The organism is Microbacterium gilvum (genome assembly GCF_039543865.1).
Lineage (GTDB): Bacteria > Actinomycetota > Actinomycetes > Actinomycetales > Microbacteriaceae > Microbacterium > Microbacterium gilvum.
This window is the reverse complement of record NZ_BAABKO010000002.1, coordinates 606,758-623,016: the sequence shown is the minus strand read 5'-3', so window position 1 is coordinate 623,016 and position 16,259 is coordinate 606,758. Positions and strand designations below refer to the sequence as shown.

At 72.6% G+C, this 16,259-nt stretch carries 21 protein-coding genes; 16 read left to right on the top strand and 5 right to left on the bottom strand.

Annotation, left to right across the window (positions count from 1 at the left end; translation table 11 throughout):
- The first annotated feature begins 117 nt into the window (after positions 1–117).
- The 7 genes from ABD998_RS08745 (at position 118) to ABD998_RS08715 (ending at position 3,382) form a co-directional block, all read left to right on the top strand.
- Complete coding sequence (locus tag ABD998_RS08745; RefSeq protein ID WP_345438106.1) at positions 118–594, top strand: Asp23/Gls24 family envelope stress response protein; 477 nt, start codon at positions 118–120, stop codon at positions 592–594.
- The gene (locus ABD998_RS08740) at positions 591–779 is read left to right on the top strand and encodes a DUF2273 domain-containing protein (RefSeq protein WP_345438104.1); all 189 of its coding nucleotides are present in this window, start codon (positions 591–593) and stop codon (positions 777–779) included. The genes ABD998_RS08745 and ABD998_RS08740 overlap by 4 nt, the downstream gene beginning before the upstream one ends.
- On the top strand, positions 779–1,159 hold the full coding sequence (locus ABD998_RS08735) for a hypothetical protein (protein WP_345438102.1): 381 nt from the start codon (positions 779–781) through the stop codon (positions 1,157–1,159). The genes ABD998_RS08740 and ABD998_RS08735 overlap by 1 nt, the downstream gene beginning before the upstream one ends.
- Positions 1,156–1,737: a DUF6286 domain-containing protein gene (locus ABD998_RS08730; protein WP_345438100.1), complete on the top strand. Its 582-nt coding sequence runs from the start codon at positions 1,156–1,158 to the stop codon at positions 1,735–1,737. The genes ABD998_RS08735 and ABD998_RS08730 overlap by 4 nt, the downstream gene beginning before the upstream one ends.
- The gene (locus tag ABD998_RS08725; RefSeq protein WP_345438098.1) at positions 1,734–2,348 is read left to right on the top strand and encodes a hypothetical protein; all 615 of its coding nucleotides are present in this window, start codon (positions 1,734–1,736) and stop codon (positions 2,346–2,348) included. Before ABD998_RS08730 ends, ABD998_RS08725 begins: the two co-directional genes overlap by 4 nt.
- 32 nt (positions 2,349–2,380) lie before the next feature.
- Positions 2,381–2,554: a CsbD family protein gene (locus tag ABD998_RS08720; RefSeq protein ID WP_345438096.1), complete on the top strand. Its 174-nt coding sequence runs from the start codon at positions 2,381–2,383 to the stop codon at positions 2,552–2,554.
- A 63-nt stretch (positions 2,555–2,617) separates the two neighbouring features.
- Positions 2,618–3,382, top strand: coding sequence for a hypothetical protein (locus ABD998_RS08715; RefSeq protein WP_345438094.1), 765 nt, complete (start codon positions 2,618–2,620; stop codon positions 3,380–3,382).
- 24 nt (positions 3,383–3,406) lie between these two features.
- Here the strand turns inward: ABD998_RS08715 and ABD998_RS08710 are convergent, their stop codons facing one another.
- Entirely contained in the window at positions 3,407–3,880 is a 474-nt protein-coding gene (locus ABD998_RS08710) for a hypothetical protein (RefSeq protein WP_345438092.1), read from the bottom strand.
- A 138-nt stretch (positions 3,881–4,018) separates the two neighbouring features.
- Here ABD998_RS08710 and ABD998_RS08705 point away from each other — a divergent pair, with 138 nt between their 5' ends.
- The 3 genes from ABD998_RS08705 (at position 4,019) to ABD998_RS08695 (ending at position 7,399) form a co-directional block, all read left to right on the top strand.
- The gene (locus ABD998_RS08705; protein WP_345438090.1) at positions 4,019–5,758 is read left to right on the top strand and encodes an ABC transporter ATP-binding protein; all 1,740 of its coding nucleotides are present in this window, start codon (positions 4,019–4,021) and stop codon (positions 5,756–5,758) included.
- Positions 5,755–6,543: an ABC transporter permease subunit gene (locus ABD998_RS08700; RefSeq protein ID WP_345438088.1), complete on the top strand. Its 789-nt coding sequence runs from the start codon at positions 5,755–5,757 to the stop codon at positions 6,541–6,543. Before ABD998_RS08705 ends, ABD998_RS08700 begins: the two co-directional genes overlap by 4 nt.
- Before the next feature lie 70 nt (positions 6,544–6,613).
- The gene (locus tag ABD998_RS08695) at positions 6,614–7,399 is read left to right on the top strand and encodes a hypothetical protein (protein WP_345438086.1); all 786 of its coding nucleotides are present in this window, start codon (positions 6,614–6,616) and stop codon (positions 7,397–7,399) included.
- 14 nt (positions 7,400–7,413) lie between these two features.
- Here ABD998_RS08695 and ABD998_RS08690 read toward each other — a convergent pair whose 3' ends face one another.
- Together ABD998_RS08690 and ABD998_RS08685 are read right to left on the bottom strand one after the other, a co-directional pair.
- A complete protein-coding gene (locus tag ABD998_RS08690; protein WP_345438084.1) occupies positions 7,414–8,469 on the bottom strand; it encodes a Gfo/Idh/MocA family protein in 1,056 nt (351 codons plus the stop codon).
- Complete coding sequence (locus tag ABD998_RS08685) at positions 8,466–9,242, bottom strand: ThuA domain-containing protein (protein WP_345438082.1); 777 nt, start codon at positions 9,240–9,242, stop codon at positions 8,466–8,468. Before ABD998_RS08685 ends, ABD998_RS08690 begins: the two co-directional genes overlap by 4 nt.
- Before the next feature lie 77 nt (positions 9,243–9,319).
- Here ABD998_RS08685 and ABD998_RS08680 point away from each other — a divergent pair, with 77 nt between their 5' ends.
- A complete protein-coding gene (locus ABD998_RS08680; protein ID WP_345438080.1) occupies positions 9,320–10,333 on the top strand; it encodes a LacI family DNA-binding transcriptional regulator in 1,014 nt (337 codons plus the stop codon).
- Positions 10,334–10,530: 197 nt separating this feature from the next.
- On the opposite strand, the gene ABD998_RS08675 is transcribed toward ABD998_RS08680, so the two are convergent.
- On the bottom strand, positions 10,531–11,112 hold the full coding sequence (locus ABD998_RS08675; protein ID WP_345438078.1) for a winged helix-turn-helix domain-containing protein: 582 nt from the start codon (positions 11,110–11,112) through the stop codon (positions 10,531–10,533).
- 80 nt (positions 11,113–11,192) lie between these two features.
- Here ABD998_RS08675 and ABD998_RS08670 point away from each other — a divergent pair, with 80 nt between their 5' ends.
- The 4 genes from ABD998_RS08670 to ABD998_RS08655 all read left to right on the top strand — a co-directional run bounded on the left by ABD998_RS08670 (position 11,193) and on the right by ABD998_RS08655 (position 14,748).
- The gene (locus ABD998_RS08670; protein ID WP_345438076.1) at positions 11,193–12,452 is read left to right on the top strand and encodes an MFS transporter; all 1,260 of its coding nucleotides are present in this window, start codon (positions 11,193–11,195) and stop codon (positions 12,450–12,452) included.
- Positions 12,453–12,723: 271 nt separating this feature from the next.
- Positions 12,724–13,089, top strand: a complete 366-nt coding sequence (locus ABD998_RS08665) for a GntR family transcriptional regulator (protein ID WP_345438074.1) — start codon at positions 12,724–12,726, stop codon at positions 13,087–13,089.
- 16 nt (positions 13,090–13,105) lie between these two features.
- Positions 13,106–14,017 (top strand): ABC transporter ATP-binding protein, encoded by a 912-nt coding sequence (locus ABD998_RS08660; protein ID WP_345438072.1) that lies wholly within the window; start codon positions 13,106–13,108, stop codon positions 14,015–14,017.
- The gene (locus ABD998_RS08655; RefSeq protein ID WP_345438069.1) at positions 14,014–14,748 is read left to right on the top strand and encodes a hypothetical protein; all 735 of its coding nucleotides are present in this window, start codon (positions 14,014–14,016) and stop codon (positions 14,746–14,748) included. The genes ABD998_RS08660 and ABD998_RS08655 overlap by 4 nt, the downstream gene beginning before the upstream one ends.
- Positions 14,749–14,794: 46 nt before the next feature.
- On the opposite strand, the gene ABD998_RS08650 is transcribed toward ABD998_RS08655, so the two are convergent.
- Entirely contained in the window at positions 14,795–15,097 is a 303-nt protein-coding gene (locus ABD998_RS08650; RefSeq protein ID WP_345438262.1) for a chorismate mutase, read from the bottom strand.
- A gap of 55 nt (positions 15,098–15,152) precedes the next feature.
- Between ABD998_RS08650 and ABD998_RS08645 the strand changes: the two genes are divergently transcribed.
- Positions 15,153–16,250, top strand: a complete 1,098-nt coding sequence (locus tag ABD998_RS08645) for an AI-2E family transporter (protein ID WP_345438067.1) — start codon at positions 15,153–15,155, stop codon at positions 16,248–16,250.
- Positions 16,251–16,259 lie beyond the last annotated feature (9 nt).

Here is a 16,259-nt window from a genome sequence, read left to right as displayed (position 1 = left end):
TTTTTTGTGACGAATCCGGGAGGCCGCGCCTCTCAGACATGAGCGACCGTAACGCTCCCGGATGAAGCTCCTGAAGTGCTTGCATCCGGCCGCTGACCGAGATAGAAGGAGCCGATCATGGCCGAGCAGGACACGAAGACGACCCCCGCCACTCCCGCGACCCCCGCCGCACCGCGCGTCGACCGCGCCGTCGCACCGGCCGCACCGGGCGAGCAGGCCGGTCGCACGACGATCGCCGACCACGTCGTCGCCAAGGTCGCCGGGATCGCGGCCCGCGAGGTCGCCGGCGTCTACGCCCTCGGAGGCGGCGGCGCCCGCACGCTGGGCGCCATCCGCGACGCCATCAACGCCACCGACCTCACGCAGGGTGTGAAGGTCGAGGTCGGGGAGACGCAGGCCGCCGCCGACGTGACGATCGTCGTCGAGTACCCGACGCCCATCCAGCAGGTCGCCGGCGAGGTGCGCGCAGCCGTCACGCGGGCGATCACCCAGCTCGTCGGCCTCGACGTCGTCGAGGTCAACGTCGCCGTCGACGACGTGCACCTGCCGTCGGCCGACGACGACGAGTCCGCCGCCGAGTCGCGCGTCTCGTGAGCGCCACCGCAACGGGCGCCCTCATCGGGGCGATCCTCGCCTTCGCCGCCCTCGCGTTCGGCTTCTGGGGCTTCCTCCTCGTGGCCGTGCTCGCCGGGGTGGGGGCCGTCGTCGGACGCGTCGTGAGCGGCCAGCTCGATCTGCGGGCGCTCGCCGGCGTCTTCACGGGACGGCGCACCTCCTGATGAGCGCGCTCGCGGAAGCGCTCCCCGTCGTCGCGGCGCACGACGGGGAGCCCGCCGGCCGCATCGACGTGCGCGACCGCGTGCTGGCGAAGGTCGCCCGTGCCGCATCCGCGGAGGCCATCGGCGTTCCCGCCGACACGATCTCGGCGCACGTCTCCGACGTCGGCCGCGGGCTGGCGGTGCGCCTGCGCGCACCGCTCCCCATGCCGGACCTCGACGACGACGCCGCCGTCGCCGCTGCCGTCCCGCTGCTCGAACGGGCACGCGGGCTGCAGGACGACATCCGGGGGCGCATCACGGCCCTGCTCGGGCGCGAGGTCGCCCTGGTCGACATCACGATCGCGGGCGCGGTCGTCGAGACGAGAAGGAGGGTGCGATGAGCGATCCCGCTCTGCGCCGCATCGTGCGCCGCGAGACGCACTCGCCGCGCACCGCTGCCGTGACGATCGTCGTGCTCGTCGCCGTCGCGGCCCTGGTGTGGGTCGCCGTGGAGACCGCGCGCCAGCTCGCGGGGCTCTCCCCTTGGCTGGCGTCGCCCGCCGAGATGCTCGCGTGGGCCGGGGCGCTCCCTGCCGCCGAGCCACGGGGCGCCGTCATCGCCGGATCGGCGGGGGTGGCCGTGCTCGGCCTGGTGCTGCTCGTGATCGCGTTCGCGCCCGGTCGCCGTGCCCGCCAGGAGCTCGCGTCCGACACCCATGCCGTCGTCGTCGACAACGGCGTGCTCGCGTCGGCCGTCGCCCGGCGCATCGCCGAGGAGGCAGGGCTGCGACCCGACTCGGTCGTCGTCGGCGTCGGCCACAGGGCCGTCGACGTGATGGTCCGCCCCGAGACGGGCCTCCCCGTCGATGTGGATGCCGTCCGCGAGGCCGCCCGTGCCGAACTCGAGAGGGCGTCCGTCACGCCACCGCTGACCACGCGGGTGCGGGTCGCCCGCGCCCGGGAGAGGAGCGCCGCATGAACGGCACCAACCGCGCGCTCAACCGCGCCGTGCTCGCGCTCGTCGGCCTCGCGCTCGTCGGCCTCGGCGGCGCCGTGATCGCCGCGACGACATGGACCGCTGCCGCCGACGTGTGGCATGACGTCTTCACGGCGGCGCGCGTCGCGGCGACGGACGGCGCGGCGGCCACCCGCATCGACGGGACCGCGGCGAGCTGGCTGGGGATCGGCATCGTCGCCGCGCTCGCCGTCGTGGCGATCGTGCTGGCCGCCGTCCCGATCCGGGCGCTCGCGCGCCGCTCGCACGTGCACGACGGCGGCATCGCCGAGCGCACCGACCTCGGGCGCATCGTCGTCGCGGAGTCCTTCGCCTCCGACGCCCTGCGCCAGTCGCTCGACCGGCGCCCCGACGTGCTGTCGTCGCGCGTGGCCATCCGCCGCGCGCGCGGCATCGAGGTGCTGCACGTGGACGTCACGCCGCGGCGCAGCGCGTCGCCCGCCGATCTCGCCTCGGCGACGGACAGGCTGCTCGCCAACCTCGCGACGCTCACGGGCGAGCGGATGCCCGCGGTCGTCACCCTGCGCTCGTCGCTGCGGGCGCGCTTCGCGGCCGATCAGGGCCGCGTCGACTGAACCAGACCACCGAAAAGAGAAGGGAGACCCCCATGGGACTCGACGACAAGATCAAGAACGCCGCAGAGGACCTCGCCGGCAAGGCGAAGGAGGCGGCAGGCAAGGTCACAGGCAACGAGAAGCTCGAGGCCGAGGGCAAGGCCGACCAGGTGAAGGCCGACGTCAAGAAGGCGGGCGAGGACGTCAAGGACGCCTTCACGAAGTGATCGGCCGCGTGTGCGCGGGGCGGAGCCATCCGTCTCGCGCACACGCGTGCGTACGATGGGCGCATGCAACCCCTCTTCGATTTCATCGAGGGCTACTGGTGGCTGGTGTTCCCCCTCGGCGGCGGCATCGCCGCTGTCGCGGGATCGACGGCGACCTGGTGGTCGAAGGAGTCGAAGGCCCGCCACAAGCGCCGGCTCGAGCTGCTGCAGGCGAAGACCGAGGCGCGGTCGATCGAGCTGCAGGCGCGCGCGCAGCTCAAGGCCGCGAAGACGACCGCCGACCCCGACGACGTCGCGGCTGAGGACGCCGCGAACCGGCGGGCGCGCCTGACGCGCCTGCTCGACACCCACGACGACGTCGTCCGCCGCTGGCTCGACTACGAGCTCGACGTCGCGAAGCTCATCGCGTTCCCGACCATGAGCGACGGACGCCAGCCGTTGACGGCGGCGTTCCTGCGCGCGAAGAAGGCGGCGGATGGCCTGCGCCCCGCCGGCGCGGACGTCGCGGTCTCGGCCGAGGAGCTCGCCGAGTACCGCACGGCGGTGAACGATTTCGAGGTCGCGTTCGACATCGCCGAGCAGGACGCCCGACGCGTGCGCGACAGCGGCTTCAGCGAGACGGAGCGCAAGCGCCTCGACCGTGCGCAGCAGCTGCTGCGCACCGCGGTCGACCAGTCGGCCACGGCTGCCGAGCGCCAGGTCGCCTACCGGCGCGTGCGGGAGGAGCTCGACGGCCTCATCTCACTGTCCGATGACGCCATCGAAGTGCTCGAGAAGCAGGTCGCGCGCGCGATCGAGCCTCGACGCGACCCGCTGCCGCCGAGCTGACCGGGCGCACTGCGGCACCCGTCCTCAGGACGGCCGCTGGATCTCCACGGTCACGGGCTCGGCGTCCTCGATCGTGATCGACGCCTCGTCTGGCACGGCTCCGCCCACGGCGTCCTCACCGAAGACGTGCGTCGTCGGCGCGTAGTCGGCCGTGCAGACCTCGGCCGACGATCGCACGAAGACCACCATGATGATCGAGCCGTCGTTGTCGAACTCCGTCGCGCGCGGCGGACAGGAGGAGCTCCCCCACGTCACGATCTGCACGCTGCCGTCGTCCATCGCATACGCGAGGGGGCCGCCCATCGTCTCGACCGGGAGCGCCACGCCGTCCGGCCCGCCTGTGATCACCTCGTCGGCGATGCTCTCGGGCGAGGGCGTCGGCACCCCGGTGGGCGCGGTCGTCGCCCCCTGTGCGCACCCGGCGAGCGCCCCCGCCGTCAGAGTCGCGAGCGTGGCCGCCAGGATCGCGCCCGTGGTCCCTGCACTCCTGCGTCGCATGGTGCCCGAGTCTGCCACGCGGGAGCGGGGGCCGCTACGGCGTGCGCGAGTGCGCGGTCTCGGCCGGTCGAGCACGCTGCGGGGCGGTTTCGTCCATGCCTCTACCGGCATCGACTCCGCGCGACTACCGTGAGCGCCATGACGGCGGCGATCGAGACGCACGGCCTGCAGAAGCGATACGGGCGGCGCACCGCGCTGCACGCCCTCGACCTCGCAGTCCGACCGGGCACTGTCTTCGGCCTCATCGGACCGAACGGCGCGGGGAAGACGACGACGCTGCGCATCCTCCTCGACGTCATCCGCCCATCCGGCGGCGAGGTCCGCGTGCTGGGCGAGGACCCACGTCGAGGAGGGCCGGCGCTGCGCAAGCGGATCGGCTACGTTCCCGGCGAGCTGCGCCTCGACTCCCGCACGACCGGACGAGGTCTGCTCGACTTCTACGCCCGCGTGTCCGGCCCCTCCCCGAAGGGCCGCGCAGACGAGCTCGCGGACCGCCTCGGCCTCGATCTGTCCCGCCGTGTGCGCACGCTGTCGAAGGGCAACAAGCAGAAGCTCGGGCTCGTCCAGGCGTTCCTGCATGAACCCGAGCTGCTCATCCTCGACGAGCCGACGAGCGGTCTCGACCCGCTCGTCCAGCGCACCTTCATCGAGCTCGTGCGGGAGGCCAGGGATCGCGGGCAGACCGTGCTGCTGAGCTCGCACGTGCTGAGCGAGATCCAGCAGACCGCCGACGAGGTCGCGGTCCTGAGCGAGGGACGCGTCGTGGCTTCCGGCGATGTGGCATCGCTGCGTCTGGGTGCCGTGCGGCGCATCCGCGCCGGCATCGCCGACACCTCAGCCGAGGATGTCGCCACCGCGCTCCGCGCGCTGCGCCTGCACGATCTCGACGTCGCGGGCGGCACGGACCAGGTGCGGGTCTCCGCCACCGCCGAGGGCGAGATCGACGCCGTCGTGAAGGTGCTCGCGGGATTCCCTCTCGTCGATCTGACCGTCGAGGAGCCCGATCTGGAGGAATCGGTGCTGCGGCTCTACGGCGCCGAGCGGCACCACGCGGACGATGCCGCGGACGACAGCACCGCGCGCACGGACGAGGCGGATGCCGCTGCCGTTGCGGACGACGCCGGCGCGGCGGACGCGGACGAGGCGGACGCGGACGAGGCGGACGCGGACGAGGCGGACGCGGACGAGGCGGACGCGGACGAGGCGAGCACAGGGCAGGCAGACGAGGCGCACGCAGACGAGGCGAACGTGTCGAGGGCAGGCGACGTCCACGACGAGCCGCCGACGGGCGCCGCCGCCGATGCGCAGACGCCGCGCGCGTTCCGATCGAACTTCGTCGACCCGCCTGCGCCGCAGGTCGATGCCGAGACGCCGTCCGTCGCCGTGGAGGCCGAGGCGGGAACGCCGACGCCGCCGGAGGAGTCGCCGACGGACGGCACGCTTCCCGATTCCGTGCGGGCGGACGATGAGCGGGGCACCCCTGCGGAGGAGGCGGATCGAGACGAGGCCGCCGCGCCGGAATGGCCGCCGGACCCCGAGGATCTCCTTGCCGCGCCCGTCGTGCCGAGCACGCGTCCGGCGCACGCGCGCGGGACGTTCACGCCGGTGAGCGCGGCGTCGCCGCGCTCGGGGGCTGCCATCGACCTCAAGACGGCCGAGGTCCGTCGCCCGGGCGACAGGGCCGGCGGGGAGGATGCTCGGGAGGACGGGCGACGGCTCGCGGAGCCTGCGGCGTCCGAACCCGAGCCGTCCGAGCCTGCGCCGTCCGAGCCCGAGCCGTCGAGGCCGCTGCTTCGGCGGGATCTGCGCGGGCGGCCGCCGACGGGCGTCCTCCCGGTCGCCGGCGGCGTGCAGCACGAGCCGGGAGCCGCGCGATGATCGCCGTGCTGGGCCGCGCCCTGGCGGAGACATGGCGCGGCGTGCTCGTGTGGACGCTCGCCCTGACGGCGGTGATGATGCTGTACCTGTCGCTGTATCCGAGCATCGGGCTCGACGGGCAGATGGCCGACCTGCTGTCGACGCTGCCGTCATCGCTCGTGAACACGCTCGGGTTCGACCAGATCGCGACGGGCGCGGGCTACGCGCAGGCGACGTTCTACGGGCTCCTCGGCTTCGTGCTGCCGACCGTCGCGGCCATCGGCTGGGGCGCGGGTGCCGTCGCGGGGGCGGAGGAGCAGGGGCGCCTCGAGCTCGACCTCGCCCACGCCGTCTCGCGCGCCGGCTACGTCACGGGTCAGGCGGTCGCGCTCCTCACCAGGCTCGCGTGGCTCGCGGCGTACACGGGTCTCCTGATGCTCCTCGTGAGCGGCCCGTTCGAGCTCGAGCTGGACGCGGCGAACATCGTTCCCCAGGCGACCGCCGCCCTCGGGCTGTGGCTGTTCGGCGGCGCGACGGCGCTGTGCGTCGGCTCCCTCACGGGCCGCCGCGCGGCCGCGGTGGGCGCGGGGGCGCTCGTCGCCGCCGCGGGATTCCTCTTCAACGGCGTCGCGAACCAGAACGACGACTTCGACGTCCTGCGGGCCTTCTCGCCGTATTCGTGGGCGTACCACGACGCCCCCTTGACGAACGGATGGACGGAGGGCCTCCTCCCCCTCTGGGCCGGCGTGACGGTGCTCCTCGCGGGCGCCGTCGTCGCGCTGACCCGGCGCGACCTGCGGGGCTGATCGCCGCCCGCGCTGCGCGGGAGCACCGCGGCCGGGGAGCCGCGCGGACGGGCGGGATAGTCTGCCGGACATGAGGTTCGTCTCGGCCGCCGCCGCCGTCGCCGCTGTCGCCCTGCTCGCGGCGGGATGCTCCGCACAGCCGGAGCCCGCCGCCGAGAGCTCCCCGACGGCGTCGGAGCCGGTCGCGACGACGCCCCCGTCCGAGTCGACGCCATCCGTTCCCACGGCCCCCGCGCCGACGCCCACCGCGGAGTCGCTCGCGACGCCGCAGACCTGCCTCGACGCCGGCATCGCGGTCGGCGCGAGCGTGGACGGCGCCGCCCTGGGAGCCTGCATCGCCGACGGACTCGCGGCTGCCGGCTCCGGACGGATGACCCTCGGCGGTACGCTCGCGCAGGGCGCTGTCGACTTCGCGTACTCCCCCGCGTACGCCTTCCACCTGGCCGGGGCGTTCGACCTCTGGTACGTCGACGGCGCGTTCTGGGTGGACCAGGGAGCCGGCCCCGTCGCCGCCGACCCGGCATCGCCCGACGAGCAGGAGCGGATGGCCGCCCAGACGGCGGAGTACTACCGGGCGTTCGCCGATCCGCGGGCCGTGGCGGACATCCTCGCGGCCGGACCCGAATGGCTCGTCGACGACGAGCAGACGGAGGACGGCGGGTTCCGGGTGACCGCGAGCGAGCCCTTCGACTGGGAGGGGACGCGCATCGCGGAGCTCGCGGTCGAGCTCGCGCCGGGCCTCGCACCCGTCGGCGCGGAGCTGTCGCTCACGGTGCACGGCGTGGACGGCACCCTCACGCAGACGTTCGAGGATCTGGGCGAGCCCGTCGAGATCACCCCGCCCGTCGCGGGCTGAGGCCGCAGAGCGGATCAGCCCCGCCAGGTCTCCAGGACCGCACGCACCGCGTCATCCGACTCGACCTCGATCGCACGCGCCGACGCGGCGTCCAGCACGTCGGAGATCCGCACACGCCGGCCGGTCGTCGCCGACTGCACGGCGCCCTCGACCATCGCCAGACTCGCGACGTTGGCGCGGGCATCCGTCGTCGGACGCAAGCCCGTCCGCACGGCCGCGACGAACTCGGCGAGGGATCCGTCGATCTGCTCCGGTGCCGGGTCGCCGGCGGCGGGCGCGTCGAGTGACGACACCGGTGCGCCGTCGCCGTCCCACTCCGCGCTGCCGTCGGCGCCGCTCACGCGCCAGCGCCCGTTCCACGAGGTCTCGAGCCCGGGCGCGCACCAGCTTCCGGTGTACGTGTACCGCACGCCGTCGGCGAACTCGAACACCGCGACGGCGTTCGAGGCGCCGCGGTACCAGCTCCACGACGGGTTGTACTCCTCGGCGTAGACGGCGACCGGGTCGCTGCCGATGAGCGCCCGCGCCGCGTCGAACGAGTGGATGGCCATGTCCACGAGGAGCACGTGGTCCATCTCGTCGCGGAACCCGCCGAAGCGCGGCGCCTTGAAGAACTCCGTCGCGACGGCGCCGAGCGCGCCGAGCCGTGCCGTCTGGGCTCGAAGCGCCGCGAAGCCGTCGAAGTACCGGCGCGACTGGCTGATCATGAGCAGCCTCCCGTGCACCTGCGCGGCAGCGGCCTGCCGCAGCGCGTCGGCCACGGTGGGAGCCGCCGGCTTCTCGCAAAGCACCGGATACCCGGCGGCGAGCGCCTCGACGTTGACGGGCAGGTGCGCGCCGGGCACCGTGACGTTCACGACCGCATCGGCCGACACGGCGGCCGCCACCTCGGACGCCGACGTGCCGACCGCGACGCCCGCGAGCCCGGCATCGTCGAGCGCCGCGCGCGCCGTGCCGAGGTCGAGGTCGACGAGCCCGACGAGCTCCGTATCGTCGTGGCGCGAGATCGCCCCGATCCAGGCGCGGCCCATCCCGCCCGCGCCGACCTGCACGACCCGGAGCGCGCTCACGGCTCCATCGCCCCCTCGTAGCCGCGGCCGTTGTAGAAGTCCTCCGTCTCGTATCGGAGCAGCACGGGCTCCGTCCGCTCGGGTCGCAGCGTGCGAGCCCACTCGACGCCGTTCGCGATGACGCGGCGCACTTCGGCCTGGTGGTAGACGGGGTAGTCCTGGTCGCCGGGGCTGAAGTAGAAGATCTTGCCGTACCCGCGACGGTAGGTCATCCCGCTGCGGAAGACCTCGCCGCCCGAGAAGGTGGAGAGGAAGATCAGCTCGTCGGGGGCCGGCACGTCGAAGAACTCGCCGTACATCTCCTGCGCGGGGATGAGGAAGGGGTGCGGCACGCCCTGGGCGATCGGATGGGTCGGGTCGACCGTCCAGACGATCTCGCGGTCGTCTTTCGAGCGCCAGCGCAGCGTGCACGTCGTGCCCATGAGCCGCCCGAAGATCTTCGACCAGTGGCCGGAGTGCAGGACGAGGAGCCCCATCCCCGCGACGACGTGCCGGTGCACGCGGTCGACGACCTCGTCGGCGACCTCGTGGTGGGCGGCGTGCCCCCACCACACGAGCACGTCGGTCTCGCGCAGCAGGTGCTCGGTGAGGCCGTGCTCTGGGTCGTCGAGCGTGACCGTGCGCACGGCGACGCGGTCGCCGAGGTTCTCCTCGATGCCCTCGCGGATGGTCGTGTGCATGCCGTCGGGATAGATGTCCCTGACGTTCTGCTGCACCTGCTCGTGGCGGTTCTCGCCCCAGACGACGACGCGGATCGTCTCACTCTGTGTCATGTCTCACCTTCATTGGTAAAGCGCTTAAATGGAGTATGCGGCCCCCTCGCCGCCTCGTCAAGCGGGAGGATGGGCTGATGGCCACCATGCAGCAGGTCGCGGAGCGTGCCGGCGTCTCCATCGCGACGGTGTCGTTCGTGGTCAACGGAACGAAGCACGTGACGGACGAGACCCGCGCGCGCGTCGAGGCCGCCATGCGCGACCTCGGCTACGCGCGCCATCACGCGGCGAGCGCGCTCGCGCGCGGTCGCACGAACATCCTCGCCCTGCTGTATCCGGCCCTCGAGAGCGATCTGAGCGGCTCGGGGGTGCAGTTCTTCACGGGCGCCGCCGAGCGCGCACGCGAGCGCGGCTACACCCTCGTGCTGTGGCCCGCGCGCAACGACGCCGGGGAGATCGCCGAGCTCACCGCGACGGGGCTCGTGGACGGCGTCGTGCTCATGGAGGTGCAGCTCGACGACCCCCGCGTGGACCTGCTGCGAGCGTCGACGACGCCGTTCGCGCTCATCGGCCGCACCGCCGACCCCTCGGGCACGGCATGGGTCGACATCGACTTCGAGGCGACCGTCGACGACGCCGTCGATCGACTCGTCGCGCTCGGGCATCGGGCCATCGCCTACGTCGAGGGCGAGCCGGACGGCCGCTCCTCCCCGCACGGAGGCGCCGCGCGGGCCCACGCCGCCTACCTCGCGGCAGCCGCCCGCCACGGCTTCGCCCCACGGCTTCTCGCCTGCGCCGGCGATGCGGGCGCCGGCCGCTCGCTCGCCAGCCGGCTCGTCGACGAGGGCTCGGATGCGACCGCGCTCGTCGTCGTCAACGAGCACGCGGCCCCCGGCATCCTCGCGGAGCTCGCACAGCGCGGGAGGACGATCCCCGCAGACCTGTCCGTGCTGTCGATCGGCACGTCGCCGGGAGCCGCTGACCCCGCGCTCGCGCGCATGCCGTCACCCGGCGCGGAGCTCGGCCGCCTCGGCGTCGACGCCGTCATCGACCGCATCGAGAACCCCGACCGTCCCCTGCCGCAGACGCTCATCCCGTGCGGGCCGCCCGAGGGCGACTCGCTCGGCCCGGCGCCTCGGCCGGCGGGGTAGGCAGGGTCCGGGGCGCCGGCGGGCTCCGGTGGCGCCGGCGGGCTCGGAGCTTGGTGCTCTTCGCCAGTGCGGATGGAGGGACAGGCGCTCTTCGCCGGTGCGGATGTCGACCTCGAAGCCCTGCACGACCGACATCCGCACGGGCGAACGGGAGGCGAGAGACCGACATCCGCACGGGCGAACCGGCGCGGCAGCGCTCAGATCTCGTCGTCGGCCGCGATGAGGTCCATGCGCCACCGGCGCGCACCCGCGGCTCCGGGCTCGTTGAGGTCGCGGAACTCCTCGACCACCGACCCGATGCGCTCCAGCATCCGGGTGAACTGCTCCTCGTCGAGCCACAGCGCGTACTGGTTGAAGGTCCCGTGGACGCCCGCCGCCCGGCCGCTCGAATACTCCGGCGCCCACGCGATGATGCGCTGGACGAGGTCGTGATGCTGCGCGGCGAGCGCACGGATGACCGCGGTCCCCGCCTGCTCGTCTTCCATCGGATGCTCAGGGCTGCCGAGCTCCCACGTCTGCTTCGCCCGCGTCCAGACCCGATCCCTGCGGTCGCGGGCCTTCTCGGGCGCCTCCTCGATGAGGCCCGCATCGGCCAGGACCCGCAGGTGGAAGCTCACCTGGTTCGCGGGCAGGTCCAGATCGGCCGCGAGGTCGGCGGCTCGGGCGAATCCTCGACGACCGAGCGCCTCCTCGAGGCGCAACCGCACCGGATGCGCCATGGCGCGCAGCTTCCGCGCCGACACGGTCTCGGCGCGGGAGGTCCCGGGGGGATTCGGCATGCCCCCATCGTACGGATCCCGCGCAGAAAGTTGCGCACGACTGCTTGCGCAACTTTAGTTGCGCATCTACGCTCGCCCCCATGACCGATCTCGCGCCCTATCGACTCACCCGCGATCGCCGCTACGTCCTCTGGCTCGCAAGCGACACGGCATCCGGGCTCTCGAACGCCCTCTCGGGCTTCGCCATCCCGCTCATCGCCCTGGCGTCGACGGGCGACCCGGCGCAGGCCGGCATCGTCGGCGCCGTGGCTTTCGCGGCACGGCTCATCGCGACGGTCGCCGGCGGGGTGCTGGCGGATCGACGCCGTCGCATCCCGCTCATGCGCGCCGGCGCCGTGATCGGCCTCTCCCTCGCCGCCGCCTTCACGGCTCTGGCCGCCTCCGGCTCGCTGACCTTCTCCGCGCTGCTCGCGATCAGCACGGCGCTCGCGGTGCGCACAGGGCTCTTCGGCGTCGCCGGCGAGTCGGCCCTGAAGGAGCTCGTGCCCGACGAGGCGATGGGCCGCGCGCAGGCGGCGAATCAGGGGCGAGACGCCGCACTGTCGCTGCTCGGCTCGCCACTCGGGGGCATGCTGCTCGCCGCCGGCGGATGGTTCGTCGGCGCCGCGATGACGGCCTGCCAGGTCGTCGCCGCGGCGACCGCATGGGCACTCGGCCGCGGGGGCTCCGATGCGGGTGAGCCGCCGGCCGCCGCACCGTCCCGATCGCCGTTCGCGGACATCCGCGAGGGGATGGGATGGCTGCTGGCTCGACGTGACCTGCGAGGCGTGCTCGTCGTGTCGACCATCGTCAACCTCGGCTTCAACGCGGGCCTGACGACGGCGCTCTACGCGATGCAGCAGGACGGCGCGACGACGACGACCCTGGGATGGACCATGGCCGCGGCGAGCGCGGCGATGCTCGCGGGCGCCGTCGCGAGCCCCGCACTCGTCGCGCGGGTGCGCGCCGGAACGCTCATCGTCGTCGGGCTGCTCCTCGCAGGCCTCGGCATCATCGCGCTCCCCTTCGTGCACGAGCCGCTCGCGATCGCCGGCGTCCTCGCGGCCGCCGTCGTCGCGATCCCCGCCCTCAACGCGGCGCTGCTCGGCTACTTCACGGTCGCGACGCCGAGCCGGCTGCTCGGCCGGGCGAACAGCGCACTGCAGGTGCTCTCGATGGGAGCGATGCCGCTCGCGCCCCTCGTCGCCGGCTTCGGCCTCGCCTTCGCCGGCCGCACGGGCACCCTCGCCCTGGCCTCGGGGCTGTGCGTCGCCGCAGCCCTCGTCGCGATGGCGGACCGCAACCTGCGGTCGCTCCCCGCCGAGGCCGGGTGGGCCGCGCACGCCGCGGCGATGCGGTGACCGCCCGAGACGCCGCGGTCTCACCAGTGCGGATGTAGACGACGGCGCGCTTCGCCAGTGCGGATGTTGCCCGAAAGGCGACTCGAGACCTACATCCGCACTGGCGAGAGCGCGACAGGCCTACATCCGCACTGGCGAAGCCCAGCCCGCGAAGCCCTCCAGCCCTGAAGCCCCGCAGCCCTGAAGCCCCCGCCCGCGCACCCGCCCTTGACACCGCCTAAGGTTCCATGGTTACTTAGTCGAGTAACTAACCGACACACCGGAGGATGCGATGGACGACGGCCGCCCCCTGTTCGTGCAGATCGCCGAGCAGGTCGAGGACTCGATCGTCGACGGCAGCCTCGCCGAGGAGGCGCAGGCCCCGTCGACGAACGAGCTCGCTGCCTTCTACCGCATCAATCCGGCCACCGCCGCCAAGGGAGTGAACATGCTCGTGGACAAGGGAGTGCTGTACAAGCGCCGCGGGATCGGCATGTTCGTCGCCCCCGGCGCGCAGGAGCTGCTCCGCGCGGAGCGCAGGTCGGCCTTCGCCGATCGCTACGTGCAGCCGCTTCTCGCCGAGGCGCGAAAGCTCGGGCTCGAACCCGACGACGTCGCCGACCTCATCCGCGCGGGCGCCGCGCGGACCGCACCGTAGGACCGAAGGACACAGGATGAACCCCGTGATCGAGGTCAGAGACCTCACCAAGCGATACAAGGACAAGGTCGCCCTCGACGGCGTGAGCTTCGACATCGAGAAGGATGTCGTCTACGGCTTCCTCGGCCGCAACGGCGCCGGCAAGACGACCGCCATGTCCATCCTCACCGCGCAGAACATCGCCACGAGCGGCGAGGTGCGCGTGTTCGGCGAGAACCCGTACGAGAATCCCCGCGTCCTCAGCCGCATGTGCTTCGTGCGCGAGAGCCAGAAGTACCCCGACGACGCGACCCCGCGGCACGCGTTCGCCGCGGCACGCCTGTTCTTCCCCCGCTGGGACCAGGGCCTCGCCGACCGCCTCGTCGACGACTTCCAGCTGCCCCTCAAGCGCACGATCAAGAAGCTCTCCCGCGGTCAGCTGTCGGCGGTCGGCGTCGTGATCGGTCTCGCGTCGCGTGCCGAGATCACGTTCTTCGACGAGCCGTACCTCGGCCTCGACGCCGTCGCGCGGCAGATCTTCTACGACCGGCTGCTCGCCGACTACGCCGAGCACCCGCGGACCGTCCTGCTGTCGAGTCACCTGATCGACGAGGTCGCCGACCTCATCGATCGCGTGCTCGTGATCGACGACGGACGGATCATCATGGACGAGACGACGGAGGACGCCCGCGCGCAGGCGACGAACGTCGTGGGCGATGCGGCGACCGTGGAGGCCGCCGTCGCCGGCCGCGAGGTCATCCACCGCGAGAACCTCGGGCGCGTCGCCTCGGTCACCTTCATCGGCCGAATCGACGCTGCCGAACGCGCTCGCCTCCTCGACGCGGGCCTCGAGCTCGCACCCGTCTCCCTGCAGCAGCTCATCGTCCGCCGCACCCAGCACGCGGGCGCCCGGCCCGCCGGCCTCCCTCAGGAAGGAGCACTCCGATGACCGCGATCGACCTCCCCGCCGCGACGCCGAGCAGTCGCATCCTCAACGTCGTGCGCCTGCAGTTCATCAACACCCAGACGTTCGTCTGGGTGCCGGCTCTCGTGCTCGGCGGCTCGTGGCTCATCACGATGGCGATCTACTGGATCATCAACGCCGCATCCGATGGCGCGGCGGGCCCCATGTTCGGAGGCGGATCGCAGGCGCCGCTGTGGTACTTCCTCGCCATCGGCATCCAGGCCATGACGATGTCGTTCCCCTTCTCGCAGGCGATGAGCCTCACCCGCCGCGAGTTCTCCCTCGGCTCGCTCGCGGCCGCGAGCGTGAGCGCAGCGGGGATGGCCCTCGTCTTCGTCCTGCTCGGCCTGCTCGAGCAGGCCACGGACGGATACGGCGTGAACGGATGGTTCGCCTACCTCGACTGGGTATGGGTGGCCGGCCCCCTCGCCGCCTGGTTCATCTACTTCGTCGCCAGCCTGCTCTTCTTCATCCTCGGGTTCTGGTGCGCGACCATCTACAAGCGCTGGGGGACCGCCGCGGTCACGACCGCGCTGCTGGCGATCGCGCTCGTGCTCCTCGGCTTCGTCGCGGTCGTCACCCTCAACGAGGCATGGCCCGGCGTGTGGACGTGGATCCTCGACACCGGCGCCCTGGGGCTCGCGTTCTGGGGCGCGCTGCTCGCGGTCGTCCTCGCGGCCGGCTCCTACGCCACGCTGCGGCGGATGCCCGCCTGAGCCGCGCGTCGAGCGCGCCTTCCCCTCGGAAGGCGCGCTCGTCGCGTCAGCCCTGGCGCTGCTCGGCGGCCGCCTCGTGGTGGCGGATCACCTCGGCCACGACGAAGTTGAACCACTTCTCGGCGAACTCGGGGTCGAGGTGAGCGGCCTCCGCGAGCGCGCGCAGCCGCGCGACCTGCTGCTCCTCGCGCTGCGGGTCGGACGCGGGCAGCTCGTGCTCGGCCTTGAGCTGCCCGACCTGCTGCGTGCAGCGGAATCGCTCGGCCAGCATGTAGACGAGGGCGGCGTCGATGTTGTCGATGCTGGCCCGAAGGCGCAGCAGCTCGGCGCGGGCTTCCTCGTTCGTCATGCTCATGATGTCGAGGGTACCGGCCACGCGCGGCGCCGCCCCTACAGTGGCAGGCATGACCGCCGAAGAGCACGACGTCTCCGAGCCGCCCCCGTCGCGCACGTTCTGGGCGTTCCTGCGCCAGCCGTTCGGCGCCGGCTTCCTCCTGACGCTGGGAGGACTCGTCGCGATCGCCCTCGGCATCGCGCTGTCGAACCTGTCGACCGTGCTCGTCTACATCGCCTTCGCGCTCTTCATCGCCCTGGGACTCGATCCCCTCGTGCGGGCGATCTCGGCACGTGGGCTCTCCCGCGCGGTCGGCATCGCCATCGTCTGCGCGGGCTTCGGCGCCGTGCTCGTCGGCATCCTCCTGCTCATCATCCCCACCGTCGTCGACCAGATCGCCCAGTTCATCCGGTCCATCCCCTCCCTCATCTCCGATTTCCAGGGCTCCGAGGTGTACGTGTGGCTGGAGGAGTCGTTCGGCGATCAGGTGGGAGCCGTGCTCGCCGAGGTGCAGGCGTTCCTCACGACCCCGTCGAACATCGCCGCGATCGGCGGCGGCGTGCTCCAGGTGGGGACGACCGTCGCGACGGCCGCGTCGGGGGTGGTGATCGTCATCGTGCTGAGCCTGTACTTCCTGGCGTCGCTGCCCACGATGAAGGTGTCGCTCATCCAGCTCGCCCCCGCGCGCAGCCGCGCTCGCGTGGGCGGGCTCGCCGACGAGATCACGGCGTCCGTCGGCAGCTATCTCGGCGGGATGGTCGTGCTCGCGCTCGTCAACGCGGCGTTCGTCTTCGTCGTGCACCTCGTGCTCGGGCTGCCGTTCCCGCAGCTCATGGCGGTCACCGCGTTCTGCATCACGCTCATCCCGCTCGTCGGATCGGTGCTGTTCTGGGCGATCGCGTCGGCCCTCGCCCTCTTCACGAGCCCCGTCACAGCGCTCGTGTTCGCGATCGTCTACCTCGTCTACATGCAGCTCGAGGCGTACCTCCTCACCCCTCGCGTCATGAGCCGGACGATCTCGGTTCCCGGCTCGCTCGTCGTCATCGGAGCGCTCGTCGGCGGCACGCTGCTCGGGCTGCTGGGCGCGCTCGTGGCGATCCCCGTGACGGCGTCGATCCTGCTCATCGTGAAGCAGGTGATCATCCCCCGCCAGGACCGCAAGGCGTGATCGTCCATT

Excerpts from the sequence above, each read along its gene's own strand:
- ABD998_RS08720 (WP_345438096.1), top strand. The coding sequence starts at position 2,381 with ATGGGACTCGACGACAAGATCAAGAACGCCGCAGAGGACCTCGCCGGC.
- ABD998_RS08700 (WP_345438088.1), top strand. The coding sequence starts at position 5,755 with ATGATCGCCGTGCTGGGCCGCGCCCTGGCGGAGACATGGCGCGGCGTG.
- ABD998_RS08650 (WP_345438262.1), bottom strand. The coding sequence starts at position 15,097 with ATGACGAACGAGGAAGCCCGCGCCGAGCTGCTGCGCCTTCGGGCCAGC.
- ABD998_RS08735 (WP_345438102.1), top strand. The coding sequence starts at position 779 with ATGAGCGCGCTCGCGGAAGCGCTCCCCGTCGTCGCGGCGCACGACGGG.
- ABD998_RS08675 (WP_345438078.1), bottom strand. The coding sequence starts at position 11,112 with ATGCCGAATCCCCCCGGGACCTCCCGCGCCGAGACCGTGTCGGCGCGG.
- ABD998_RS08715 (WP_345438094.1), top strand. The coding sequence starts at position 2,618 with ATGCAACCCCTCTTCGATTTCATCGAGGGCTACTGGTGGCTGGTGTTC.
- ABD998_RS08685 (WP_345438082.1), bottom strand. The coding sequence starts at position 9,242 with ATGACACAGAGTGAGACGATCCGCGTCGTCGTCTGGGGCGAGAACCGC.
- ABD998_RS08710 (WP_345438092.1), bottom strand. The coding sequence starts at position 3,880 with ATGCGACGCAGGAGTGCAGGGACCACGGGCGCGATCCTGGCGGCCACG.
- ABD998_RS08745 (WP_345438106.1), top strand. The coding sequence starts at position 118 with ATGGCCGAGCAGGACACGAAGACGACCCCCGCCACTCCCGCGACCCCC.
- ABD998_RS08725 (WP_345438098.1), top strand. The coding sequence starts at position 1,734 with ATGAACGGCACCAACCGCGCGCTCAACCGCGCCGTGCTCGCGCTCGTC.
- ABD998_RS08695 (WP_345438086.1), top strand. The coding sequence starts at position 6,614 with ATGAGGTTCGTCTCGGCCGCCGCCGCCGTCGCCGCTGTCGCCCTGCTC.
- ABD998_RS08670 (WP_345438076.1), top strand. The coding sequence starts at position 11,193 with ATGACCGATCTCGCGCCCTATCGACTCACCCGCGATCGCCGCTACGTC.
- ABD998_RS08655 (WP_345438069.1), top strand. The coding sequence starts at position 14,014 with ATGACCGCGATCGACCTCCCCGCCGCGACGCCGAGCAGTCGCATCCTC.
- ABD998_RS08665 (WP_345438074.1), top strand. The coding sequence starts at position 12,724 with ATGGACGACGGCCGCCCCCTGTTCGTGCAGATCGCCGAGCAGGTCGAG.
- ABD998_RS08680 (WP_345438080.1), top strand. The coding sequence starts at position 9,320 with ATGGCCACCATGCAGCAGGTCGCGGAGCGTGCCGGCGTCTCCATCGCG.
- ABD998_RS08645 (WP_345438067.1), top strand. The coding sequence starts at position 15,153 with ATGACCGCCGAAGAGCACGACGTCTCCGAGCCGCCCCCGTCGCGCACG.
- ABD998_RS08730 (WP_345438100.1), top strand. The coding sequence starts at position 1,156 with ATGAGCGATCCCGCTCTGCGCCGCATCGTGCGCCGCGAGACGCACTCG.
- ABD998_RS08660 (WP_345438072.1), top strand. The coding sequence starts at position 13,106 with ATGAACCCCGTGATCGAGGTCAGAGACCTCACCAAGCGATACAAGGAC.
- ABD998_RS08705 (WP_345438090.1), top strand. The coding sequence starts at position 4,019 with ATGACGGCGGCGATCGAGACGCACGGCCTGCAGAAGCGATACGGGCGG.